Source organism: Streptomyces sp. NBC_01244 (assembly GCF_035987325.1).
Taxonomy (GTDB): Bacteria; Actinomycetota; Actinomycetes; order Streptomycetales; family Streptomycetaceae; genus Streptomyces.
Map to the genome: position 1 here is coordinate 1,127,349 of NZ_CP108488.1, position 24,411 is coordinate 1,151,759.

Here is a 24,411-nt window from a genome sequence, read left to right on the forward strand (position 1 = left end):
CGGCCGCCCACGTCCGCAACCATCACCATCGCTCTGACCGTAGTAGCCCTCGCCTGCGGCCTGCTGGCGAACCATATGCGGCGCCGCCATCATGCTGTGGAGCCGGGCCAGGACGCCGACGATCCCTCAGCACGCTCCGCCGCCAACGAGAGTGAGGCAGGGGGCCTGTTCGGTGGGCAGATCCTGGGGCCACGCCGCGGCTGTCTCGCAGGGGTCGGTGGCCCGCCGGTGTCCGGGGACAACGCTCTTGTGTCCTTGGTCTGGGGTTGGCGATAACCGGGCGGCCGGGGCGACGTCACGCAGGGACGCCGAGCGGCGGGTGCTCAAGCACCCGGGGCTTGTACTCGACCAGCTGGATACGGCCGTCGAAGGTACGGTGCTCGATCATCTCGAGGGCAACGTCCGGATAGCCGTCGTAGATGCGTTCCTCGCCCGTGGCCCCGGTGATCACCGGGAACATCACGACCCGGAAGCGGTCGACGAGTCCGGCCCGTAGCAGGGACCGGCACAGGCTGAGGCTGCCGATCGTGCTGAGGAGCCCCGAGCCACTCGACTTCATGGCGCGGACCGCCTCGACGGCGTCGTCGCGGACGAGCCTGGAGTTGGCCCACGTCAGTGGCTCCTCGAGTGAGGAGGAGAACACCACCTTGGACGCTCGCGTGAGCTCGTCGACGGACGCTTCTTCTTCGGGCCTGAACTCGTCTTGGCCATTGGGGACCTCGCCTGCAGCGAAGCCCGACATGAGGCGGTAGGTGTTCGCTCCCATCAAGTAGGTGGCCTCGGGCTGGTCCCCGAGCCATGCGAGGTACTCCGGGCCCTCGAGGCCCCAGAACCCGGGCCATCCCTTTCCCGATGCGTAGCCGTCGAGGGAGGTGATGAAGTCGACGAGAAGCTCCGACATAGCGGTGTCCTTTCCTCGGGTGTCACGAGCTTGGACTGGCCAAGGGCCACAAACTCATCGGCCACGCTGAGCAGAAACGAGAAACCCATGACGCTGCAGCCGCCGAACGGAGCGGTGGATCCGGACCTACGAGGCGCTCGCTCACCCCGCCGCCGGCTCATCGACCTCTCCAGGGCGCTGGCTTCCCGCCCCGACTGCACCACCTTCGGGTGCTCGCCCGCCATGCGCGCGTCGAGCGGGTGCGCCAGGCCCGCGCCTACGGCTGGGAGGCGGCGGCGTGATCCGGCTGAAGGCCCGCAGGATTCTGATCCTTCTGCAGAACTCCAAGGGCCGGCGCATAGGTGTGCAGCTGTCCGCCCGCGTCCGGGCCTTCGCCGCCGCTCGAGCGGCCCCGCGGCGGTCCGCGATGTGCGGCTCACGGCCACCCGGGTGGTCTCCTCCCGACCCACGGCCTATACCGCTGCTCTACGCGCGCAGCGGCGCGAGGATGCACGGGCCTCTCCCAATCTTGGTGGCTGGAGTCATTTCTATGCTCGAACGCAAGCAGCTCAAGGGCCGTACACGGGTCACCTTCATCCTGCCCGAGGACACACCGGACGGGCCGGTCAGTGTCGTCGGAGACTTCAACCACTGGAACCCCGCAGCCCACCCCCTGGAGCCCCGCGGAGACGGCACCCGCGCCACGACCGTCGCCCTGCCCGCCCACAGCGCACACTCCTTCCGCTACCTCGCGGCCGGCGACTACTGGTTCGACGACGAACACGCGGACAGCCACGACGGCACCAACAGCCGCCTCCACACCTGACCACCAGCCTGCCGCCCGCTGCGCCCCGGCCGGCTAGTGCCACGGAGCCCTCGCAGTATCCGGCGCTTGTGCTGTTCGCCGAGCGGGCCGCCGCGGCCAGCGGGGCTCCTTTGGCCCGGGACGACTGGCCGGACGTCGTGCGGCTGTGTCGCAAACTGGACGGTCTGCCGTTGGCCATCGAGCTGGCCGCCGCCCAGATCCGGGTGTTGTCGCCCGGGCAGCTCGCCCGGCGTTTCAGCGCCCTGCTCTCCGGGGGCACGCTCGACCAGGCGGTCCCGGCCCGGCACCGCACCCTGCAGGCGGCGATCGACTGGAGCCATGAGCTGTGCTCGCCGCAGGAACGGCTGCTGTGGGACCGGGCCTCGATCTTCGCCGGCAGGTTCGGTCTGGAAGCGGCAGAGGGCGTGTGCTCCAGTGCGGACATCCCGCGCGAGCAGATCCTGGACGTGGTCGCCGGGCTTGTGGACAAGTCCGTCCTGGTGCCCGAGGAGCAGCTCGGGGAAGTGCGGTACCGGCTGCTGGAGACCCTGGCCCACTACGGACGTGCCCGGCTGAGGGACGCGGAAGAGGAACAGGAACTGGTCCGACGCCACCGCGACTGGTACCTCGAGTCGGCCGAGAGGATGGCGGCCCAGTGGTATGGCCCGGACCAGGTGAAGTGGTCCCGGTGGCTGCGCCGTGAGTACCCGAACCTGCGCGCCGCGATGGAGTACTGCCTGTCCACGCCCGGGGAGGAGGAGGCGGGGTTGCGAATCACCGCCGCACTGCTGCCATATTGGCTCGGAGCCTTCCAGCTCGGCGAGGGTCGGCTCTGGCTTGACCGGGCCCTGGCAGCGGCCCCGGAACCCACCCTGACGCGTGCCACGTCCCTTGTGAATCTGACCAGGATCTGTGCCGACCGGGGGGACTTCGCCGCCGCAGAAGCAGCGCTGCGCGAGTGCCGGGCTCTGGCCGACTTCCTGGATTCCCCTCTGGTAGCCGCGCGGGCGGACGCCGCAGAGGCGGAAATGGCGGTGCTGCGCGGCGACCCCGCTACAGCGGTCGCCCTCTCGGAGAAGGCGCTGGCGTGCTCAGAGTACGCCGCACTGCCAGAACGCATGGAGTCGCTCTACCAACTGACCGTGGGACATGGGCTGGGTGGTCACTACGACGAGACCATGACCGCCTTCGAGGAGGCCCGACGCTGCAGCGCGGCGACCGGGGACCGCTCCAGTCTGACCTGGGCGCTGCTCGCTCGGAGTGTCGCCGAGTTCCTCGCAGGCGAGAACAAGGCGGCGATCAAGTCTGCCCGGCAGGTCGTTTCGATGGCCCGCGATTTCAACAATGGGATCGGCATTTCCGCAGCTTTTACTCTTCTGCTGTGTTCCTCGGTAGGTGACGGCGACTTCGATCGCGCCGCCGTACTGCACGGGGCGCGCCAGCGGATCCGCCAGCTGTTCCGCATCACCGGTTTCGCCTTGACCGAACGCGAGAACGCAAGCATCGAGGCTGCCAGCTCACAGATCAGGGCGGAGCTCGGCGAGGCACGATTCGAGGCGGCGGTGGGTCGTGGTCTCGCCTTCACCGCCGACGAGGCCGTCGCCTACGCACTCGGCGCCGAGGACGAACCTGCAACGGCCGCCGACACCCACACCGTGCAAGCCGAGCCCGATCCACTGACCGCGCGTGAGCGACAGGTGGCGCAGCTGGTGGCCCAGGGAATGTCCAACAAGCAGATCGCCGCGGCACTGGTGATCGGCGTGCGCACCGCGGAGGGGCACGTCGAACGCATCCTCACCAAGCTCGGTTTCACGTCCCGTACTCAGATCGCTGCCGAGATCGCCCACCGGGACGATTGACAGGCAGTCTGCTTCTCCCATGAGGCCGTCCTTCCACCCGAAGGTCCCCGGCGAAGCCGAACCGCGCCCTGGATACCGGTCCGGACGGCGGGGTGGCGAAGTAGCTCTCCGCGGGGGCGTTGTCCGCATGTGGTCGGCCATCGACCAGCCCACGACTTCCCGCGTGCACAGAGCGGTCACCGTCGCCAGGTACAGCCACTCCTCGGCCGTCGGCAGGCAGGTGATGTTCCCCGACGGATTTCAGCCCGGGCATCGGCGCGGTGAAGTCCCGCAGAATCAGATCCGGCGCCGACGGCGCCGTGCGGTCCTGTCTCGTCAGCGACCGCGACTTCCGTCGCGTTATCCCGACGGTCTCACGCTCCCGCGTGATACGAGCGTCACGCTTGCGGTTCACCACGTTCCCTTGGTCCCAGAGTTTCCTGGTGATCCGCGGAGCCCCATAGGATCCCGGGAGTCCGTGTGGATCTCCCGGATGCGGCGGGCTAGGACCTCTTCCTCATCGACTTTCTCCTGCCGTGCCTCCTTGTTCTGGTGCCAGGTGTAGTAGCCGGAGCGGTCCCATCCAAGAACGTCGCACATCCACTTCACCCTGTGGGCGTTCCGGTGCTCGTCGACGAAACGGAAGCGGATCACCGTGTGGTCTCCCGCGCGAAATAGGCGGCGGTCTTCCGGAGGGTCTCGTTGTCCTCCTTCGGCCGGGCATTCTCCCGCCGCAGGCGCTTGAGCTCTTCCTTCTCGTCCATGCCGGCCGCGAGCAGGGGCCGCTGGCGGCAACCGACCAGCATGCCCGCCTCCGTCTCGGGCAGGAAGAGAAGCGGTGACCGGCAACCCGGCCACCGCCTCTTCGTGCACCTCAGTTCAGCAGTTCAGCGCCGCGGGGGTCAGGCCTTGACGTTCACCCCCGCCCAGGCGGCGGCCACGGCCCTGGCCTCGGCGCTGTCCGCGCCGTAGAGGTCGGTGGCTGCCTTCAGGGTGCCCTCACGGGCGCCGTGGTAGTTGGTGGTGGAAGTGAAGTAGGTGGTCAGCGCCCGATACCAGATCTGCACCGCCTTGTCGCGGCCGATGCCGGTGACCGTGGAGCCGTCCACGGTCGGGCTGTCGTAGTGCACGCCGTTGATGTCCTTCGCGCCGCTTCCCTCGGACAGCAGGTAGAAGAAGTGGTTGGCGACACCGGAGGAGTAGTGGACGTTGAGGTTGCCGACGCCGGCGCTCCAGTAGTCGGCCGAACCGCGGCCGTCCTTGCTCGGCTTGTCCTGGTAGCGCAGCGGCTTTCCGTTGCCGAAGATGTCGATCTTCTCGCCGAGCAGGTAGTCGCCCTGGTCCTGGGCGTTGTCCGCGTTCCACTCCACCGCGGTGCCGAAGATGTCCGAGGTGGCTTCGTTCAGGCCGCCGGACTCACCGGAGTACAGCAAGTTAGCGGTGGCTGAGGTGACGCCGTGGCTGAACTCATGGCCGGCCACGTCGAGTTGGGTCAGCGCGTGCTGGTTGTTCGCGCCGTCGCCGTAGGTGATGGCGAAGGTGCTGTCGTCCCAGAACGCGTTCTCGTAGGCGTTGCCGTAGTGGACCCGGGAGACCGGGGCGCGGCCGTCGTTCTTGATGCCGTTGCGGTGCAGGACGCTCTTGTAGAAGTCCCAGGTCTTGGCGGCACCGTAGGCGGCGTCCACCGCAGCGGTCTGGTTGTTCGCAGGGGTGCTGTCGCCCCATGCGTTGTCCGCGTCGGAGAAGACCGTGCCCTTGCCGCCCGTACGGTGCTTCAGGTCGATGGTGCTGGATCCGCCGCGCGCACTGTCGACGAGGGTGTAACCCTTCGACGACGACGTGGTGTTGAGGCTGACGGTGCCGCTGTACTGGCTGGCGCCGGTGCCTACCGCGGCGACCCGGGCGTCGGTCGGCTTGGTGACCCCGGAGGCGACCCCGGCGGTGATGCCGTCGGCTATGTCGTTGATCAGCTGGACCTCGTACAGCTTCTCGCCCGTGTTGGCGTCGGTGACGATGCGCAGGCGGCTCGGGGTGACTCCGTCGCGCTGGGTGCCGGTGACGACCGTCTCGTAGGCGAGGACGGACTTGCCGCCGGCGGCCCAGATGACCTTGCGGGGGGCCTGGTCCGTGGCGGAGCCCGTGGCCTTCGCGGTCTCAGCCGCCTTAAGCGCAGCGGACTCGGCGGTGGCCGGGGTCTGCTTCGGGGTGACCGAGGCGACTGTGATGGTGGTCTCGACGGCCTTGGTGACGTCCTTGACCGTGCCGTCCGCGGCACGGTGGACTATGAGGTCGCCGCCCAGGACCGGAAGGTCCGCGTAGGTGCGCTCGTAGCGGGTGTGCACCGTGCCGTCGGCATCCTTGACGACGTCCTTGACGACCAGCTTCTCCTCTACGCCCAGACCGATCGAATGGGCGGTGGCCGCGACGGAGGGGCCGTCGTGGCGCTCCGTGGCGGCACCCGCCGAAGCGGTGGCGGCGCCGGTGGCGAGCAGGGTGCCGGTGAGGACGACAGCGCCGGACGTGAGGGCGAGACGGCGGGCCGTGCCGCCGGTGGGGGAATACGGAGACATGCGGTTTCTCCAGAGGTACATGGGGAGTCGGACGGCTTTGCCGCCCGCCTGTGCAAGGAACTGGCTTGCTGGGCACGGACACTCCCAGCCCGTCTCGCACATGTCACCTGGCACAAAAGGGGGTTCGGACGCTCATACCGGATTTGGGACCCACCTCTTCACGGGAAGGACAAGATCCCGAAACGCGCAGACAAAAATGACACAAGATTTCGCAACACGAGTACACGTTTGCACAGCGCGTGCGAGTCGCAGGCGCACCGAACTCCCTTAGACGCCAACTCAATTGGCGACTTGGGTAGGCTGTGGGCCGTGGTGGGGATCGTTGAGCGGCTGGTGCCGGACGAATTGTGGATGCTGTTCCAACGGGTGGTGCCGGAGGCGCTTTCGCGGCCGCAGAGTGGTGGCCGGCGTTGGCACGGCGACCGGGAAGTGCTCGCCGCGATCGTGTTCGCGGCCACGTCGGGTTGTACATGGCAGCAGCTGCCGACGGCTTCGTTCGGGCCGTCGGGGGCGACAGCCCGCCGGTGTTTCACTGAGTGGACGAAAGCCAGGGTGTGGGCCAAGCTTCACCGCCTGGTCCTCGACGAGCCTGGCGCCCGCGGCGAGCTGGACTGGTCCCGCTGCGCGATGGACTCCGTCAACGTGCGGGCTCTGAAATGGGGGACCTGACAGGTCCGAATCCTGTCGATCGGGGCACGTACGGATCGAAGATCCACTTGATCACCGAGCGGACCGGTCTGCCCCTGTCCGTCGGAATCTCGGGCGCGAACCTGCACGACGGCCAGGCCCTCGAACCCCTCGTTCGGGGCATCCCGCCCATCCGTTCACGCCGCGGACGCCGACGACGCAAGCCCGCCAGGCTCCACGCAGACAAGGGATACGACTACGCCCACCTGCGACGATGGTTACGCGGACGTGGCATCAAGCACCGCATAGCCCACAGGGGCATCGAGTCCTCGCAGCGCACGGAGGGGACGGACTACGCCTCCGAGGCCAGCCGCAAGGTGACGCCCTTGTCCTGCTCGGCGGCGCAGCCGGCCGAAGAGGCGACAAGGACGAGAACGGAAGCGGCTGCGGTCAGGACGTGGCGGCGCCTCGGCATGCGCATACCCCTTCTTGCTTTGCAGGGCGGCTGACGGCAGAACGGCCCGGCTCCCCTGCCGGTCGTCGGGAAGCCGGCAGGGGGCGGGCGGCGTGGTTGCCGATGGGACTGTCGATGCCGACCGGGGGGGGCGGCTCTCCGGGATGGTGGAGAGGGGTAGCCCCATCACGCACTCGTTCCACGCGGCGATGAAAGTAGAGATCACCGCGGTGACGACTCCCCGCATCGCGAGCGGAAGGGTGATCCGCAACAGCGCGCGGGGCCCGGCCGAGGCCGTCGATCACGGCCGGATCTTCGAGGGCCTCGGGGATGAGTGAGGACACCGATCGTGCGGGCCGCCACGAACGACAGCTTGTTCATCGTCAGCCTCGCCCTTGCATCTCCCAGCCGTCGCAAGCGACGAAGCCGGAGATCCCGGGAGCAGAAGCAAACTCAAATAATGCGCAACATGGAGACTGCTGCGACCTTTCGCTCACTAACACGCATCCATGGTGCACCTAGTAAACACGAACCAGGCCTGTGCACCAAGGTCGTTACGCGAACGAGGCCAACCAATGGCCGTCGGGCGCCTTGCCACCGGCCTCACGGCGCTCCGCGACCGCCAAGCCGGGGGGCCGACCGGCACAGTCGTAGCGGAAGGGTTGCAGGGCCGGCGTTCGGGTCATGGGGTGTGCCGCCACACCACCTCGGTCGCCGCAGGGTGAGCCCAACCTCCTCGCTCGCCGTGGGCGACAGCGCGAGTGACGAGATCCGGCTGGAAACAGCTGGAAGGTGGAGAAGAGCTGGGACCGCCACACACGTTCGGCCCGGGTCACTGACGGGCTCCTCCGGACCGTGCCCAACACCAGCACGCTCCTGGGCGCCTCAGCGAGTACGCGGATACCAATCCGCCAGAAGCGGCGTCACCGCCCGCAAGTCCTCGCCGTCCACCGTCGTCGAGGCCCTGTCACGTGCCTGCTGGTCCGCGTTGAAGGCGATGCTGAGACCGACTTCGTCGAACAGCGGCAGGTCCGAACGGCTGTCACCGATCGCGGCGCACTGGGACGGGCCGAGGCCGAGGTTCTCCGCATAGCGCAGCGCGAAGTCGCGTTTGCCGAACTCGTCGAAGGTGGCCTGCACTCGGCCGGTGAACGACCCGTCGACGCTCTCCAGCTCGGGCCCGCAGTAGGCGGCGAACCCGAACCTCCTGCCGAGATGCCTCCCGATCGGCTGCCAGGCCAGGGTGGCCAGTACCGGCAGCAGACGATGCTCACGGCACCACCCGACCGTCTCCGCGATTCCGTCGACGAGCGGCAGTTGAGTCAGCCAGCCGTCGATCTCCTCTTCCGTATGGCCCGCCCAAGCGAGCGCGTCCACCGCCGCGACTTCGGGGTTGGTCAACAGGCCGGCCGCATAGGCCGCCTCGGCCTCCGTCATCTGCTCCTCCGTGCCGAGATAGCGGGCCACGTGTACGGCGGAGCCGGGGGCAGGTACGAGGGTTCCGTCGATGTCGACGAAAACTATGCCGACCCATTGCGACGGATCGGAAACGACCTCCCACCCGTCACTGTTCTCCCGCATGATCACTCCTTCTCGTCGTGCCGATGTTGCCTGTCGGAAGCGGTGACGAAGCGTGCATCCACGTACCTCGGGGCTGCCACCTCACAGGCCCAACTGGGCAGGACCGCCACCCCTCTGACTCGGTCGGCTCTCGTGCCCGATCATGCTGTCGGCTGCGGCGAGGGCCGGGTCGTGGGCGAGCAGGACGGCAGCGGCTCCGGCACGGGTGAGCGACTGCGTCAACAGGTCCCGCAAGGGCCCGGGGCTGGTGGCCACCGAGCCTGCAAGGACGACGGGTCCGTCCAGGTGCCCCTGGTTCGCGTCGCGCGTGATGTCGCGCAGATGGCGTACTGCCAGCTCGATCGCTCCGAGTGCCGCCGGGTCGCCCTGTTCGGCTGCGGGCGCCAGCAACGGCGCCAGGGCGGCCAGGTGTTGCGGGCTGCCCTGGTAGGCCCAGCGGATCAGGCTGTCGTGATCGTGACACCCGCTGCGGGCGAGGACGGCCGCGACCAGTGGGCCGGTGGAGGCGCCGCCCCGCAGAGCGGCCAGTGCCCGGCGCACCGCCTCGCGGCCGAGCCAGTGTCCGCCGCCCTCGTCGCCGAGCAGCCAGCCGAGGCCGCCGCTGGTCCGGGTCACCACTCCGCGTTCGACCCGGCAGGCGATGGATCCGGTGCCGGCGATCAGCACCGTGCCGCTGGGGCTGCTGGTCCCGGCGGCGAAAGCGATGACGGCGTCCGAGGTCAGCAGGACCGGGGTGCCAGGGTGCAGGCCGAAGGCCCGGCCGGCATCGGTGGCGAAGGCGTCCCTGGCGGTGCGGTCGCCGAGGGCGCGATAGCCGGAGAGGCCGATCAGGCAGCGGCTCACCAGACCGGGGTCCGCTCCACCCAAGGCCTGCCGGACGGCGTCGGCCAGACGGGCGAGCGCGGTGGCGGTGCCGTGGGAGGCGGGGTTGCCGCCGGGGGCCGTGCCGCGTCCGAGCAGTCGGCCGTACTCATCCAGGGCGACGGCCCGAGTGGTGGTTCCGCCCACGTCGAGGCCGAGCTTGATGCCGGAACTGCCGGAGGCGCTCATCGCGGCTCCGGTCCGGGACCGGAACCGGGACCGGCCAGGGCCCAAACGGCGGCCCGGGGCCGGCCTCCGCACGCGGCCAGCGCCTGACGGGCCGTCAAGGGAGAGGCCCCGCCGGCCAGGACGACCAGTGCGGTCGCCGTCTCGCCGTCGCAGGAGTCCAGCGCGGCCAGTGCCTCCGCCGGGGCCACCCGGCAGGCGGCGACCAGCGTGCGGACCGCCCGTTCGCGCAGCTTGGCGTTGCCGGCCGAGGCGGACACCATCAGATTGGACCAGGTGTGGCCGCTGCGGACCATCAGCGCCGTGGAGAAGGCGTTGAGGGCGAGTTTTTGGGCGGTGCCGGCCTTCATCCGGGTCGATCCGGTGACCACTTCCGGCCCGGTCGCCAGCACGATGTGCAGATCGGCGAGGCGGGCGAGCGGCGCTGTGTGGTCGGAGCTGATCAGGGCGGTGCGCGCGCCGGCCGCGCGGGCGGCTGTCAGTGCGCCGGCCACGTACGGGGTACGGCCGCTCGCGGTGATGCCGATGACCAGGTCCGCCGGAGCCAGGTGGGAGTCGGCGAGGGCGGCGTCGGGCCCGCTGTCTTCGGCGCTCTCGTCCGCCCGATAGGCGGCGTTAGGGCCTCCCGCGAGGTGCGGGCACAGCGTCTCGGGCCCGACCCCGTAGGTGGGTTCCAGCTCCAGCGCGTCCCCCAGGGCGATCCGTCCGCCGGCTCCCGCGCCGAAGTAGTGGACGCGACCTCCCTCGCGCAGCGCCGCGAGCCCGGCTTCGACCAGGTCGCCGAGTCCGGGCAGGGCGGCGGCCACCGCGGCCGGCACGGTGGCGTCGGCTTCGTTGATCAGGGCCAGGATCTGCGGAGTGCTGAGGTGGTCCAGGTCCGTGCTGGCGCGGTTGCGCAGCTCGGTGGACGGCAGGCGGTCCGGTGGCACTTCTGCGGGCATGGGAAGTCCTGTCGGGGTGGGGAGAAGGGCGTTCAGCTTCGGGTGCGGCCCAGGGTGCGGCTGCGTACCGCCTCGTGGACCCGTTCCAGGTCGTCCATGGCGCGGTCATGCGAGCGCTGGGCGAGGGCCACGTACAGACAGTCCAGGACGGTGAGTTGGGCGCTGCGGGAGGCCATGCCGCCGCTGCGGAAGGTGGTCTCCCTCGCGGAGGTGGTCAGCACCAGGTCGGACTTGTCGACGGCGGGGGAACGGGGGTTGCTGGTGACCACGGCCGTGACCGCCCCCGAGCGGCGCGCCTCGGTGAGCACGTCGACCACCTCCCGGGCCCGTCCCGAGTGGCTGACGGCGATCACCAGATCGCCCGGCCGCAGCACCGCGGCGCTCATCAGCGCGGCGTGCACGTCACTCCACCAGGCGGCGGCGTGGCCGAGCCTGAGCAGCTTGCGGGCGCCGTCTTCCGCAGCCAGCGCGCTGGAGCCGACGCCGAAGAAGTCGACACGGCGGGCGCCCTGCGCGGCGTCGGCGAGGGCGGCGAGAGCGGTCAGGTCGAGCTGGGCGGCGGTCTCCTCGGCCGCACGGGCGTTGGCGGCGCCGATCTTGCGCACCACGAGGTCCAGCGGCTCGCCGGCGCCTATGTCGGATCCCAGGTCCAGCACGGCCCGGCCGTCGGCGCGCACCCGTTCGGCCTCTGCGGCCAGGCCGATCCTGAGTTGGGCATAGCCGCGCAGGTCCAGACTCCGGCAGAAGCGGTGGACGGTGGCCACGGAGGTCCCGCAGGCATGGGCGAGTTCGGAGATGGTGCGCTCGGCGGCGGCGCCCGGGTCCTGGAGGACCAGGTCGGCGATGCCGCGCTCGGCCCTGGGCAGGCTGTCCTGGAGGGCACGGATGTGGGTGAGTAGATCGACTGACACAGGTGGCAGACCCCTTCGGTATGAAACTTATTTTCATCCCGGAACTAGGTTCATCGTCAACCCACCGAGCTGCACCAAGGGTTGCGTTCACGTACTGGCAATATGACGCAATATTACTTCTCAGTATGAAAGATGTTTGCGGAAATAATTGACTGGAGCAGGGCCGGGTCAACACGATGGGGCCCAGTCGGAATCCACTGCGGGAGGGAAGACCGGTGCGCATCGTCGCTCGCCGTCCACTCCTCCCGGGTGTCCGCTGTCGCGGCTGAGTTCCCCGCCGCCTTCCCGCTCGTCCCCCACTGACGCCACGTCACCCCTCTGCGCATCCCTGCCCGAACCGTTGCGGGCAGTTCCTAGGAGAGCTCCATGTCCCGTTCGCCCCGCTCCGCCGTACCAGTTTTCGGCGCACTGCTCACTCTGACCACTGCCACCTTGACCGGGTGCGCCACGGGGAGCGCCGCCAGTACACCCACGACCGATGCCGCGGCAACAGTCGCCCTGCCCAGTGGCGTTCCGGGTGGCACCATCCTGCGGGTGGCCGACCAGAACCAGTTGCTACACACCCTGCTCGCGGCCTCGGATCAGGACAAGAACCTTCCTTACGAGATCAGTTGGTCCGCCTTCCAGGGAGGCCCGGCGGTCCTGGAGGCCTTCCGCGCCAAAGCGGTCGACGTCGGCTTCGTCGCCGACGCCCCGGTGCTGGTAGCCCAGGCCGCCGGCCAGAAGATCAGGATCGTCGGAGCGGTCCAGGGCAGCACCAGCGCCACCCACCTGTGGACGTCACCCACCAGCACGGCCAAAACCGTGGCCGACCTCAAGGGCAGGAAGGTCGCCGTCACCGAGGGCACCACCCTCCAGGTCGCCGTACTACAGGCTCTGAAGAACGCGGGCCTCAGCTCCTCCGACGTCACCCTGGCCAAGCTCTCGCCCACCGACACCCCGCCGGCGCTGGGCGCGAATCAGGTGGAAGTCGGCGCCCTGACCGAGCCCCTGGTCTCCAAGTACGGCGCCGCCTACGGCACCAAGGGCGCACACGAACTCGCCGACGACCAGAACCTCACCAGTGGGCTGCAGTTCCTGATCGCCCCCGACACCGTCGCCGCGGACTCGGCCAAAGCGGCAGCCCTGGCGGACCTGTCCGCCCGCTTCACCAAGGCCGAGCTGTGGCTGACCACGCACAAGGACGTCTGGGTGCAGAAGTACTACGTGGAGACCCAGAAGCTCCCCAAGGCCGTCGGGGACGCCGTGGTCGCCAACAACGGCACCGCCACCATCCCCACCTACGCCGCCGCTTCGGCCGCCCTGCAGAAGGTCGCCGATCTTCTTGCGGAATACCGGGCGCTGCCCACCAAGGTCGATGCCGCCGCCGCCTTCGACCAGCGCTTCGACGCCGTACAGCAGGCCGCCGCGAAGTCGGCGGGTTGAGGATCGAGGCGGAGTAAGGAAGAACGCCATGACACTCACCGTGCGGCCTGCCGCACCGATCAGCGCCACCACCCCCGCACCCCTGGCCGGCGGCCGGCGGCCGTTTCGATCGCCGATCCCGCGCACGCGGCGGCGGATCCCCTTCGCCCGCGCCGCGGGACCCCTGCTGCTGCTCGCGCTGTGGCAGACCGCCGCCGCCACCGGCTGGCTGGACCCGGAGACCCTGGCTCCGCCCGGCACGGTCGCCGCCACAGGATGGGACCTGGCCCGGAGCGGGCAGTTGGAGCAGCACCTGTGGATCTCCCTGCAACGCGCGGGAATCGGCCTGCTCTTCGGGGTGGCGGCCGCGGTGTTGCTGGCCCTGGCAGCCGGACTGACCCGGATCGGCGAGGCCCTGTTCGACGGCACCGCCCAACTGCTCCGGGCCCTACCGATCCTGGCCCTGGTGCCCCTGGCCATCCTCTGGTTCGGCATCGGCGAGGAGGTCAAGATCATCCTGGTGGCGCTGGGCGTCTTCGTTCCCGTCTACGTCAACACCCAGGCGGCGCTGGCCGGGCTCGACCTCAAGTGGGCCGAGCTGGCCCGGACCGTCCAGCTGGACCGCCGCCGGTTCCTGCTGCGGATCGCTCTTCCGGGGGCCGCGCCGGGGTTCTTCACCGGGCTGCGGCTCTCGGTCACGGTCTCCTGGCTGGTGCTGGTGGTCAGCGAGCAGATCAACGCCTCCAGTGGCATCGGCTACCTCATGACCGAGGCCAGGACCTTCGGCCAGACCGATGTGATCGTCGTCGGCCTGGTGCTCTACGGACTGCTCGGCCTGGTCTCCGACACCCTCGTTCGACTCCTGGAGCGAAAGGCACTCCGATGGCGAACCACCCTGGGCTGACCGAAGCCCTCGTGACCGAAGAAGCCCCCGAGACCGGTGGGGCTCTGAGCGGTGAGTCCCGCACCAGCACCCCAGCCGTCCGCCTGCGCGGGCTGACCCGGTCCTTTGCCGGCCGGACCGTCCTCGACGGCATCGACTTCGACCTCCCGGCAGGGCAGTTCACCGCCCTGCTCGGGCACAGCGGCTCCGGCAAGTCCACCCTGCTCCGCGCGGTGGGCCGGCTGGACGGCGCGGTGGCCGGCTCCGGCAGCGTCGACGTGCCCGCGCAGCGCGCGGTGGTGTTCCAGGACGCCCGGCTGCTGCCCTGGGCCCGGGTGCTCGACAACGTCCTGCTGGGCCTGTCCGGAAGCCGCGCCCGCGCCGCTGGGCGCACCCTGCTCGGCGAGGTGGGCCTGGCGAACAAGGAGCGGGCATGGCCCGGCACACTGTCCGGCGGCGAGGCCCAGCGCGCCGCCCTGGCCAGGGCGCTGGTCCGCGAGCCACGCCTGCTGCTCCTGGACGAACCCTTCGGGGCCCTGGACGCGCTCACCCGGATCCGGATGCACGCCCTGCTCGTCCGGCTGTGCACGCTCCACCGCCCCGCCGTCCTCCTGGTCACCCACGACGTGGACGAGGCGCTGGTCCTCGCCGACCGGGTACTGGTACTCACCGACGGCCGGATCTCACTGGACCTGGACCTGCGCGAGGAGGGCCTGGCTCCCGACCGCGACCGTGCCACCCCGGCCTTCGCCGGACTGCGCCGTCGCCTGCTGGCCGAGCTCGGCGTCCACGAGCAGGGCCCGCCCGCCGAGGTGCCGTCCCACGTCGGCTGACGAACGGCTCATTCCCCCCATCCCCCCGATCACCACGATCACCACGATCACCACGAAGAGAGGTTCCACCGTGTCTGTCGTCCGTCCCCTTGGAGCGGCCCTGTTGGCCGTGAGCCTGGCCGTCGGCATCGCCGCTGCCGGGCCGCCGCCCCGCGCCGAGGCGGCCACCACCGCCCTGCCGGTGGTCTCACCGACCCCCCAGTCCATCCGGGCCACCGGCCTCGACCTGGCGATCCCGGCCCAGGTCACCCTTCTCGCCCCGGCCGGGGCCGACCCGGCCGCGGTGGACGTCGTCACCGATACCCTGCGCTCCGCCGGGGCCGCGGTCACCACCGAGGCCACCCCGAGCAGCGCCGCCCTGACCATCTCGGTCGGCGGGCCGACCGAGAACCCGTACAGTGCCGGGCTGCTCGGCGAGATAGGGGCCGACAGTCCGGCCGGCCTGGTGTCGGGCGGCTACGAGCTGGCGACCGGCAAGGCCGGCATCGGCCCGGTCGCCGTACTGTCCGGCGTGGACGCGGCCGGCACCTTCTATGCCGCGCAGACGCTGCGCCAGCTGCTGGCCAAGGCCGCCGCCACGCACACCCTGCCCGGTGTGGCCGTCCGCGACTGGCCCGGGTTCGCGCATCGCGGCGGCAAGGAGATCTTCCACGGCACCCCCTGGTCCGCTGCGGACCAGGACGCCGAGGTGGACTTCCTCGCCGCCCACAAGATGAACGCCTTCTCCTTCATGCCCGCAAGGGACCCGAGGATCTCCGGCTCGACCTGGCGCGTGCTCTACCCGGACACTGAGCTGCCCCACCTCGCCGAAGTGGTGGCCCGGGGCCGGCGCCAGCACGTGGACGTGATGTACCGGATCAACCCGGAGGCTCCGCTGGCCCCCTCCGCCGGAATCTGCCACAGCCTGCAGGCCGACCTGGACGCGCTCACCGCCCGGCTCCAGCAGGTCTACGACCAGGGCGTACGCACCTTCATCATCGGATGGGACGACGTCAAGGAAAAGTTCACCTGCACCGCCGACACCACCGCCTTCGGTTCCGACACCAGCCCGCTGGCCGCCGCCCAGGCCCACGTGCTCGGCTACGTCCAGCAGCACTTCATCGCCACGCACAGCGGGGCCGGCCTGATCACCATCCCCACCGCTTACCACGGCACCGCCGCCAGTACCTACCGCACCCGCTTCAACGCCCTGATCCCGTCCGGGACCACCGTCTACTGGACCGGACCCGAGGTGGACTCCGGCACCATCACCACCGCCCAGGCCTCCACGGTGAAGGGCCAGTTCGGCGGGCGCCCGCTGCTGATCTTCGACAACTACCCGGTCAACGACTACATCACCAACCGCCTGCTGCTCGGTCCACTGCGGGGCCGCAGCGCAGACCTGGACACCGTCGCCGTCGGCCTGACGGCCAATCAGGCCATCGAGTTCCAGACCTCGTTGATCCCGCTCTACACCATCGCCGACTACACCTGGAACCCCACCGACTACAACCCCGACACGTCCTGGAGCAACTCCCTGCTCGAGTTCGCGGGCGGTGACACCCAGACCTACCAGGCTCTGCGGGCGTTCGCGGAGAACAACTACTCCTCCATCCTCACCACCACCGAGTCACCGACCCTGACCGCCCTGGCGGCGACCTTCTGGTCGGACCATGCCGCGCACAGGGACCTCACCGCCTCTGGGCAGGCGCTGTACGACTGGTTCGGGCAGCTGGCGTCCGCGCAGTCGGTGCTCACGGCCAGGCTCGACAACCCCGGGTTCCTCGAAGAGGCAGCACCCTGGCTGGACAAGCTCACCCGCTACGGGCAGGCCGGGCAGACCGCCGTCCGTCTGGTGCAGGCGGCGGCGAGCGGGGACGGCAGCACGGCCGCCAACCTGCTGTCCACCCTCGGCACCCAGCGCACCGCCCTCGCGGCAATCCCCCAGCAGGTCGCCACGGGAGTGGCCGACACCTTCCTGGCCAAGGCATCCGCCGTCGCCGTCCCCAACCTGGCCCTGCGGGCACCGGTCACCGCCTCCAGCACGCTCAACAGCGCCCGCGCCCTCGCCTACGCGGTGGACGGCAACTCCAGCACCCGCTGGACAAGCGCCTACAGCGACCCGCAGTGGCTGCGCATCGACCTCGGCGTGGTCCGCCAGGTCACCGGCGTGCGGCTCAACTGGGAGGCCGCATACGCCTCCGCCTACCAGGTCCAGGTGTCCAACGACGGCAGCAGCTGGACCACCTTGTGGTCCACCAGCGCCGGCACCGGCGGGGTGGTAAACCTCAACGGGCTGAACGGTAGCGGACGCTACGTCAGGCTCCTCCTCACCAAGCGGGTCAATCCGTCTTGGGGGTATTCGCTCTGGGACGTCAACGTCTTCGGTCACTGAACCCGATCCGTGCTCACGAGAAGATCGAGATGATGGAACGCCCCCAAAACCTCCCCGCCCCGCCGACCCGGCGGTCCGTCCTGGCCGGCGCGGTGGCACTGGCCGCCACCGCGCTCGGCGGCTACTCCGCCCTCGCGCTCGCGCCACCCGCCTCGGCTGCCGCTCCGCCGCCGCCCGACCCGGATTTCCCGACCGCCATCCAGCCCGTCGATCTGAGCGTCAACGCCTTCGGCATCGACAACTGGTACGTGTGGTGCGGCACACCCACCTCTCACGAGGGCCGCTACTACACGTTCTACTCACGTTGGCCCACCGGCTCCACCGGACGCGCGAGCGGCACTTCGGAGAGCATCTTCTACGGCTTCAGCGGCTGGATGAAGTACTCGGAGATAGCGCTGGCCGTGTCCGACCACCCCCACGGGCCCTACACCCACGTCCGAACGATCCTCTCCAGCACCAACGACCCGACCCGCTGGGACCAGTACAACGCGCACAACCCGCACATCCGCGAGTTCGACGGCAACTGGTACCTCTACTACATCGCCACCAGGCCGACCACGGGCCAGAGCACCAGGTGGCTGAACTACCACGCAGGACAACGGATCGGCGTGGTCGTCGCCGACACCTTCGACGACCTGATCAACGGACGGGGGCAACGCAGCGCCTCCCCGATCGCCGCACCGGACAACGTCAACACCTTCCAGATGGCGGTCAATCCCTCGGTCGACAGGACACTCGCGGGCACCTACCTGATGACCTACAAATGCTGGGACGCCCAGGGCCGGTACATCACGGTCGTCGGCACCTCCGGCTCGCCACAAGGCCCGTTCAGGTACGCCGCGAAAGCACTCGCCACCACGACGACGCAGGCCGAGGACCCGTACCTGTGGTACGACCACCAACGCACGCGCTACTACGCCATCGTCAAGGACTTCTACGGCGGCGCCGACCGCACCAACGCCCTCACTCCGCAGTACGGCGCCCTCGCCCTGGTCACCTCGCAGGACGGCATCGCCTGGGACCGATCGGCCCACCCCCTCGTGTCACTCACCCAGCTGAAGCTGACCGACGGATCGACCCTGCCGCTCGCCAACCTCGAACGACCCCAGCTGCTGTTCGACACCGACACCGACACCCCGATCGCCCTGTTCTGCGCCATGCGCGTCGGCTCCTCCGACGTCAGCAAGAACGTGTCCATCCCGCTCACCCCCGCCCCCGTGGACATCGCCCTCGGGAAGACGGTGACGGTGACGGCGTCGAGCACGGAGGCTACGGGCCGTGAACCGTCGCGCGTCGTGGACGGATCGGCCACGACCCGCTGGGCCAGCCAGCACACCGACCCGCAGTGGATTCGCATCGATCTCGGAGCTGTCTGGCGGGTCACCAGGGTCGATCTGGACTGGGAGACCGCCTACGGCGAGCAATACCGCATCCAAGTATCGATCGACGGCAACACCTGGAGCGACATCTACTCCACGACCACCGGGAACGGCGGCCCGGAGACACTGACCGGCCTCGACGGCATCGGACGCCACATCCGGATGCTCGGAGAGAAGCGCGGCACCGGCTACGGCTACTCGCTTTGGAGGTTCGGCGTCTACGGCTCCGCCGACCTTGCGGACTGATCGTAGATCCTGCGGTCTGGCTGGGCAGCGTCGTCAAAGGATCCGGCCCACAGGAGGAGTGAGGCGAGGGGCGGCGACTGCTCGGCAGGATCACGTATCTGATCCGACCGCCGGCCTTGGCATGGAAGACGGCCCGCGGCCACGCCGGTCAGGGCAGGGAAGGCGGCCGCGAGCCGTCGTTCTGGGCCGCTGCCATCAGGCAGCGGGTGGGAGGGGATCAGGTGGTTGATCCCACATGGAGTTCAGGACGGTGGTGTGCTCGGTGGAAGGTGCCACTCCGTCAGTCCCCAGGGCCGAGGCTTACAGGATCCCGGGGGGCCTTGCGCCAGGGACCTCAAGTCGGCCCACACGAGGTGGCCCGCATAGGAACGGTTGGCGCCCCAAGCCAGTGCGAGCACGGCCACGATGTCCAGTCCCCGGGAGGAGACGCGGTTCGCCGCAGTGGTCGCCTGACTCGAACGGAGCCCCCAGCCTTCGCCCTGGTCACCCACCACGATGCTGACCGAGCTGCCACCGTCAGCGAACAGCACCTGCCGCAGTGCGTGCCACACGGGTCGAATGCCCTGGCTCAGAGCATTCGTCACAAGTCCCGAGTCGATGCGCACCGCACCAGCGACCAGCTCCGGCACGCCCCACCCGTGCAACGCCTCATTGATCTGTCGGCCCGCACGGACCACGGATACGGAGGGAATGCCGGAGGCCTGCCAAATCGGAGCGGATCGAGCGACCTGACGCTGATGGGGGATGAGAGGGCGATTCATGGCGACTCCAGTGCGGCGAGGCCCCCCGTCCGAGGTGAAGCACGGACCGGACATCTCCAGGAAAAGGCCTGGAGGCGAGCGGAACAATGCGGACCCACCCCTATTCGGCGCGGCGGTTTCGTAGGTGGAGCTGTGCGGGGAGGGGGTGGGCCGTGGACGGCACGGCTGCCGGTTGGCAGCAGGCCGCCGTCGGGGGGCTGCCCACCTCGCTCCCCGCTTGTCACGTAGGACAGCGACCCCGCCGGGTGCCGGCGGGGTCGAAAGAATGCGGGTCCCGGGACGGACCATCGTTGTCAGGTGAGGTGGCACCAGACGGTCTTGCCGTTCGAGCGGGGGACGGTGCCCCAGCAGGTCGTCAGTGCTTCCACGAGTACGAGGCCGCGTCCGTGTTCGTCGTCGTCGGCGACGGCAGCGGTCCGCGCGGCCGGGACTCGCGGGTCCGGGTCGGTCACGGAGATGGTCAGGTCGTGGCCGTTCCAGTACACGTCCAGGCGGACGGTGCAGGTCTCGCCGCCGGTGTCCGCGTACTGCAGACCGTTGCTGAGCAGCTCGGTGGCCAGCAGCGCGGCCGTGTCGATCAGGAGCTCGGTGCAGCCGCAGGAGCCGAGGGTCTCGATGACGCTCCGGCGCAGGGAGCGGATGCCCGCGACGTGGTCCGTGGTGAGACTCAGGACGGGGGCCGGGTCGGCGTCCGCGGAGGTGGACCGGGTCTGGACCTGGACGGTTGCGGTGGACATCTGGACTCCCGGGATCGGACATATCGGGTGGTGTATCCAGACTCTCCGGACCGGGTGCGGTGCACAGCCGTGGTACTACCTGTTCCGGTACGCGTATGCCTGCCCCCCAGTACGTAGTGCCCCCGCATACACCCGCGACAGCACGTATCCGTGGAGAACAGGTAGTGCCACGGCCGTGCGGGTAAGCCCACCGGGCGAGTGTTTAGGCAGCCGAGACCGCGCATTGCAGCTTCCCTCTGGTCGGCGGGGAACACGAGCTGTCACTGCTGACCTCGGGCCTGTCGCGCTCGAACAACCTCCAAGGCGCCGGACACCGTGGGAAGTGTCCCTCAACCGACGACCCCGCCGTCCCCGAGTGCGGGACGGCGGGGCGCGGGCGCATTCGCGGGCCTATATGGCCGCGGTGTGTGACGGGGTCACGCCGCGGGGGGCGTGGTGAACGGGGCGCTCCAGGTCTGGTTGGGCTGGTGGTCGGCACAGTTGTAGGTGGTCACGGCGGCGGCCTTGTTGTCCAGGACGCCACCGGCGATGTCCGCGCAGGTGCCGTCGGCCTGCTTGAGCTGCCCGGCGCGGTTGTACGTCCACTTCTGCTTGGCGTCGGCCGTGTTGCAGGTGGCCAGCTTGAGGCCGGCGCTGTCACCCGAGACGCACAGGCCGCTGTTCGCGAGGGAGGAGATCAGCCCGTTGGACTGGCGCTTCCACTGCTGGTTGGTGTTGCCGGTGCAGTCCCACAGGGCGACCTTGGCACCGCTGGTGGCTCCGTTGTAGGCGTCCAGGCAGAGCGCCTCCTTCTGGAATGCGCTCTGTGCGGCCTGGATCTGGCCGACCGCGCTCGCGGCGCCGCAGCTGCCGGGCGCCACGGTGAACATGGCGTTGTCGTGGCTGCCGATCGTGGCCGTCAGGGAGCCGGTGACGCTCTGGTTGGTGTGGGTCCACAGGTTGCGCGCGGTGCGCGTGCAGCCGAGGTTGTCGAAGCCGAGCCGGGCGAGGTCCAGGGTGTACGTGGTCGAGGAGGCGTTCTTGTTGACCACCGTGACCGCGCGGCTGCCGTTGGCGAGGGGCTTCACGACGACGTCGATGCCCGAGGTGGCGGAGCCGTTGCGGGAGGCGACGTAGCCGCCGGCGCCCAGGGAATCCTGGTCGACGGCGATGATGTCGGAGTTCTTGAGGATGCTCAGCTGCTCGGCGTACGCCTGCGGGTCGGCTGCCATCTTGCGGACGTCGGTGCTGATCATGAGCGGGGAGCCCATGGCCGACCAGAGGGCGAACTGGCTGCGCTGCTCGGCGAGGGTGAGCTGGTTGTTGTCGCCGATGAGGAGCATGTCGGCGTCGTTGTAGTTGCCGGGGCCGTTGTAGCGGGCGAGAGCGGCCGTGTCGGTGAGGTTCTGGTAGACGCCGCCCTCGTAGGCGCTCGACGCCTGGGGCCAGTCCCACGCGCTGGTGCCCGGGGAGTGCCAGACGGCGATGTCGGGGCTGACCCGCCACATCTGCCCGAGGCCGCGCACCCATTCCATGACCTTGTACTTGTCACTGCTCGACGGGTGATAGCCGGCCGGGGCCGACTCGTTGAAGAGGATCTTGCGGCTCTTGTTCGCGGTCGCGGTGCCCAGCGCCTTGGACATGAGGGTGAACTCCTGTTGCCGGTTGGCCGCGGTGGTGCCGCAGTTGTCCAGCTTCAGGGAGTCGACGCCCCAGTACGCCAGGGAGTTGGCGTCGTCCTGCTCGTGGCCCATCACGCCGCCGGGGACCTGCTGGCAGGTGTTGACGCCGGAGGTGCTGTAGAGACCGACTTCCATACCGAGGCCGTGCACGTAGTCGGCGTAGTCGTTGAGTTCCCAGTCGTAGCCGGGCTGGCTGCTGCCGCCCCACGTCGCCGCACCGTGCAGATAACCCGCACTCGTGCGCTGCATCCAGCAGTCATCGACGGTCAGGTTCTTGTATCCGGCCGCCATCAGGCCGGTGTCCTTCATCGCCTTCGCCTGGTCCTGCATGAACTGCTGGAAGGAGTACCCGTCGCGGGTGCCGTCCAGCCGGGCCTGAGCGGCGCAGGTGAAGCGCGCCCAGTTGTTGAAGCCCATCATGGGCTTGGTCCCGATGGCGGTGCTGGTGTTCATGGCAACGTTGTCAGCGGACGCGGTGCCGGACATCGCGGGAACGGCGAGGCCTGCGACGGCGAGCGCCGCGGCCGTACAGATTCTGGTGATCTCCTTCCGCAACAGCACGGGGCCCCCTGGTGCGCACTTGCCATAGTGAGAGCATCTCTAGTGAGCGATCATGCTTGATAGCGCGTACTTCCACTCACGTTCTTGCAGAGGGTGTAGCCCCGCTCCATGGAAGGTCAATACATGTACCCAGGAGAAACCTGATGTTTCCCTGAGCGGACACGTTCGCCACGCAGGGTCGACATCTGGCCACGGGACGTGTGCGTCGGCGGCGAGCTGCTTCCGGTGCATGCCGGACGGCAGGCATGCATGGCTGAGCGGTGCGGTCGGGAGCCCGGCATCAAGCCTCGGTTCTACGAAGGCGGTGGCCGAGGAGGCCATCCTCCTAAGCGGCTCACCTACTGCGTCATGAACTGCGCCTGCCGGCGCAGGTTCCGAGTGGCATGACGTGTCAGCAGCAGGTCGGTGCTCGGCCTCATGGGCGCGCCGCTACCCCGGCCAGCAGGGCGCCGTAAGGTCGCCCTGCTCCGGGGTGGGGTGAGTCCTGTGCATCGTCGGCCGGAGCCCAGTTCGTAGGGCGGGACGACGCTCGTAGTGGTGACTGGAGAAGATGGCAGAATCCGAATGTGCCGTCGTAGCCGGCCTCGTTCAGAGGGAGACTCCCAACTCCTTCAGGAAGGCGACGGGGTCGGTGTGTCCGTCGTAGGTGTTGCTCGTGCGGGCCTCGAAGTGCAGGTGGGGGCCGGTCGAGTTCCCTGTGCTGCCGGACAGGCCGATCTCCTGAGCGGCGGCAACCTGGTCGCCCTGCTGCACGGTCATCCTGCTGAGGTGGGCATAGAGGGTGTACCTGCCGTCGGCGTGCTGGATGGTCACCGCGTTGCCATAAGCGCCCTGCCATTCGGCTGTGACGACGGTGCCCGCGGCGGCGGCGACCACGGAGGTGCCGGTCGGGACGGCGAAGTCGATGCCGGTGTGGAACCCGGCTGCCCAGGGTCCGGGCTGCCGGTAGGGGGTCGTCACCACGGCACCTGCAACCGGGAGGGCCCCGACGCCTGCAGCCGGCCGGGCCGCGGGGGCTGCAGCCGGCTGGGCCGCGGGGACTGCAGCCGCCTGGGCCGCGGCCTCCTGCCCTGCTCCGCCAGACATGTCCGAGCAAGCGTTCTGCTGCGTCTGCGGGTCGGGGGTGATGTACGGGTCGGGTTGCTCCTTGTCGCAGTCGTTGATGAGCATCGGTCCGGGCTGGAGGTCTTCGTCGGGGTCGGCGCCGTTGGGTATCGCGTTCTCGTCTCCCGGTTCTTCCCAGCCGACGCACGGCTGGGGCTCCATGGAGTCGAGGCTGCCGGTCTCCTCCGCGGTGAAAAATCCGTCGGCTTCGCAGGGCGGGCTACCTGCGGGACCTGAGTCCGGTGCAGTGGTGGGCGGTGGGGAGCTCTGACCGTCGCGGGTCAGCCCCGCAGAGACGGAGCAGGTGGGCCAGGCTCCGGGACCCTGTTCTGCAAGTACCTTCTCGGCGACGCTGATCTGCGCTTCCTTGCTCGCCTCGCTCGCGTTGGCTGCGTACGCGTGGCCGCCGAAGGCGGCCCAGGTGGCGGGCGCGAACTGGAGGCCGCCGTAGTAGCCGTTGCCGCTGTCGATGGCCCAGTTGCCGCTGCTTTCGCACGCGGCGACCTTGTCCCACGTGTCCGGGGTGGCGGCTGTGGCGGGCGCCGCGCCTGCCACAGCGAAGAGGGGGATGGCTGCGGTGGTCACGAGGAGGCCGCACAGAAGGCGCCGCCCGTCGAGGGGGAGGGATGAGGCATGGGGGTAGCGCATCAGGGGCTCCGTGGGGGCGAAGTAAGGGCGGGAGGGCAGTGCGTGCGAGCCGTCGCGCGGCGTGGAGGGTGACCGGGGCTGCTTCCTGTACGCGCTGCCCAGGCACGAGTGGGCGGTCCGATGGGTGTTGGCAGGCCTGGCCGGCTCCGTGCTAGGGGATTGCCGC

The 24,411-nt window shown here is 69.4% G+C and carries 21 protein-coding genes and 1 pseudogene; 9 read left to right on the forward strand and 13 right to left on the reverse strand.

What is annotated here, in order from left to right; genetic code table 11:
- Positions 1-295: 295 nt before the first annotated feature.
- Positions 296-901 carry a dihydrofolate reductase family protein gene (locus tag OG247_RS04840; RefSeq protein WP_327251028.1) on the reverse strand — a complete coding sequence of 202 codons (606 nt, stop codon included), beginning with the start codon at positions 899-901 and terminating at the stop codon, positions 296-298.
- Positions 902-1,430: 529 nt separating this feature from the next.
- Here OG247_RS04840 and OG247_RS04845 point away from each other — a divergent pair.
- Positions 1,431-1,706 carry an isoamylase early set domain-containing protein gene (locus tag OG247_RS04845; RefSeq protein ID WP_327251029.1) on the forward strand — a complete coding sequence of 92 codons (276 nt, stop codon included), beginning with the start codon at positions 1,431-1,433 and terminating at the stop codon, positions 1,704-1,706.
- Positions 1,707-1,774: 68 nt separating this feature from the next.
- Positions 1,775-3,544: an ATP-binding protein gene (locus OG247_RS04850; RefSeq protein ID WP_327251030.1), complete on the forward strand. Its 1,770-nt coding sequence runs from the start codon at positions 1,775-1,777 to the stop codon at positions 3,542-3,544.
- On the opposite strand, the gene OG247_RS44740 is transcribed toward OG247_RS04850, so the two are convergent.
- The 4 genes from OG247_RS44740 to OG247_RS04865 form a co-directional block, all read right to left on the reverse strand.
- Positions 3,495-3,941 (reverse strand): hypothetical protein, encoded by a 447-nt coding sequence (locus OG247_RS44740; RefSeq protein ID WP_442813219.1) that lies wholly within the window; start codon positions 3,939-3,941, stop codon positions 3,495-3,497. The two genes, OG247_RS04850 and OG247_RS44740, sit on opposite strands and share 50 nt — an antisense overlap.
- Positions 3,935-4,177 carry a hypothetical protein gene (locus tag OG247_RS04855; protein WP_327251031.1) on the reverse strand — a complete coding sequence of 81 codons (243 nt, stop codon included), beginning with the start codon at positions 4,175-4,177 and terminating at the stop codon, positions 3,935-3,937. The genes OG247_RS44740 and OG247_RS04855 overlap by 7 nt, the downstream gene beginning before the upstream one ends.
- On the reverse strand, positions 4,174-4,329 hold the full coding sequence (locus OG247_RS04860; RefSeq protein WP_327251032.1) for a hypothetical protein: 156 nt from the start codon (positions 4,327-4,329) through the stop codon (positions 4,174-4,176). The genes OG247_RS04855 and OG247_RS04860 overlap by 4 nt, the downstream gene beginning before the upstream one ends.
- Before the next feature lie 96 nt (positions 4,330-4,425).
- Positions 4,426-6,093, reverse strand: a complete 1,668-nt coding sequence (locus tag OG247_RS04865; protein ID WP_327251033.1) for a M4 family metallopeptidase — start codon at positions 6,091-6,093, stop codon at positions 4,426-4,428.
- Between the two features lie 351 nt (positions 6,094-6,444).
- Here OG247_RS04865 and OG247_RS04870 point away from each other — a divergent pair.
- Positions 6,445-7,055: pseudogene (locus OG247_RS04870) on the forward strand (IS5 family transposase); the annotation flags it as partial.
- A gap of 17 nt (positions 7,056-7,072) precedes the next feature.
- Here OG247_RS04870 and OG247_RS04875 read toward each other — a convergent pair.
- Complete coding sequence (locus tag OG247_RS04875) at positions 7,073-7,195, reverse strand: hypothetical protein (RefSeq protein ID WP_327257827.1); 123 nt, start codon at positions 7,193-7,195, stop codon at positions 7,073-7,075.
- Between the two features lie 188 nt (positions 7,196-7,383).
- Between OG247_RS04875 and OG247_RS04880 the strand changes: the two genes are divergently transcribed.
- Positions 7,384-7,512, forward strand: a complete 129-nt coding sequence (locus OG247_RS04880) for a hypothetical protein (RefSeq protein ID WP_327251034.1) — start codon at positions 7,384-7,386, stop codon at positions 7,510-7,512.
- Between the two features lie 547 nt (positions 7,513-8,059).
- On the opposite strand, the gene OG247_RS04885 is transcribed toward OG247_RS04880, so the two are convergent.
- From OG247_RS04885 to OG247_RS04900, 4 genes are all read right to left on the reverse strand, one after another.
- Complete coding sequence (locus OG247_RS04885) at positions 8,060-8,755, reverse strand: HAD family hydrolase (RefSeq protein WP_327251035.1); 696 nt, start codon at positions 8,753-8,755, stop codon at positions 8,060-8,062.
- Positions 8,756-8,836: 81 nt separating this feature from the next.
- A complete protein-coding gene (locus tag OG247_RS04890; RefSeq protein WP_327251036.1) occupies positions 8,837-9,805 on the reverse strand; it encodes an N-acetylglucosamine kinase in 969 nt (322 codons plus the stop codon).
- Positions 9,802-10,743 (reverse strand): N-acetylmuramic acid 6-phosphate etherase, encoded by a 942-nt coding sequence (locus tag OG247_RS04895; RefSeq protein WP_327251037.1) that lies wholly within the window; start codon positions 10,741-10,743, stop codon positions 9,802-9,804. Before OG247_RS04895 ends, OG247_RS04890 begins: the two co-directional genes overlap by 4 nt.
- Positions 10,744-10,775: 32 nt before the next feature.
- On the reverse strand, positions 10,776-11,654 hold the full coding sequence (locus OG247_RS04900; RefSeq protein ID WP_327251038.1) for a MurR/RpiR family transcriptional regulator: 879 nt from the start codon (positions 11,652-11,654) through the stop codon (positions 10,776-10,778).
- A gap of 366 nt (positions 11,655-12,020) precedes the next feature.
- Here OG247_RS04900 and OG247_RS04905 point away from each other — a divergent pair, with 366 nt between their 5' ends.
- From OG247_RS04905 to OG247_RS04925, 5 genes are all read left to right on the forward strand, one after another.
- The gene (locus OG247_RS04905) at positions 12,021-13,079 is read left to right on the forward strand and encodes an ABC transporter substrate-binding protein (protein WP_327251039.1); all 1,059 of its coding nucleotides are present in this window, start codon (positions 12,021-12,023) and stop codon (positions 13,077-13,079) included.
- 28 nt (positions 13,080-13,107) lie between these two features.
- Positions 13,108-13,962 carry an ABC transporter permease gene (locus OG247_RS04910; RefSeq protein WP_327251040.1) on the forward strand — a complete coding sequence of 285 codons (855 nt, stop codon included), beginning with the start codon at positions 13,108-13,110 and terminating at the stop codon, positions 13,960-13,962.
- A complete protein-coding gene (locus tag OG247_RS04915; RefSeq protein ID WP_327251041.1) occupies positions 13,941-14,774 on the forward strand; it encodes an ABC transporter ATP-binding protein in 834 nt (277 codons plus the stop codon). Before OG247_RS04910 ends, OG247_RS04915 begins: the two co-directional genes overlap by 22 nt.
- A gap of 70 nt (positions 14,775-14,844) precedes the next feature.
- On the forward strand, positions 14,845-17,148 hold the full coding sequence (locus OG247_RS04920; protein ID WP_327251042.1) for a beta-N-acetylglucosaminidase domain-containing protein: 2,304 nt from the start codon (positions 14,845-14,847) through the stop codon (positions 17,146-17,148).
- 32 nt (positions 17,149-17,180) lie between these two features.
- A complete protein-coding gene (locus tag OG247_RS04925) occupies positions 17,181-18,773 on the forward strand; it encodes a discoidin domain-containing protein (RefSeq protein ID WP_327251043.1) in 1,593 nt (530 codons plus the stop codon).
- Positions 18,774-19,827: 1,054 nt separating this feature from the next.
- Here the strand turns inward: OG247_RS04925 and OG247_RS04930 are convergent.
- From OG247_RS04930 to OG247_RS04940, 3 genes are all read right to left on the reverse strand, one after another.
- Positions 19,828-20,271, reverse strand: coding sequence for an ATP-binding protein (locus tag OG247_RS04930; RefSeq protein WP_327251044.1), 444 nt, complete (start codon positions 20,269-20,271; stop codon positions 19,828-19,830).
- 416 nt (positions 20,272-20,687) lie between these two features.
- On the reverse strand, positions 20,688-22,385 hold the full coding sequence (locus tag OG247_RS04935; protein WP_327251045.1) for a ricin-type beta-trefoil lectin domain protein: 1,698 nt from the start codon (positions 22,383-22,385) through the stop codon (positions 20,688-20,690).
- Between the two features lie 696 nt (positions 22,386-23,081).
- Positions 23,082-24,245 (reverse strand): peptidoglycan DD-metalloendopeptidase family protein, encoded by a 1,164-nt coding sequence (locus tag OG247_RS04940; protein ID WP_327251046.1) that lies wholly within the window; start codon positions 24,243-24,245, stop codon positions 23,082-23,084.
- Between the last annotated feature and the right edge of the window lie 166 nt (positions 24,246-24,411).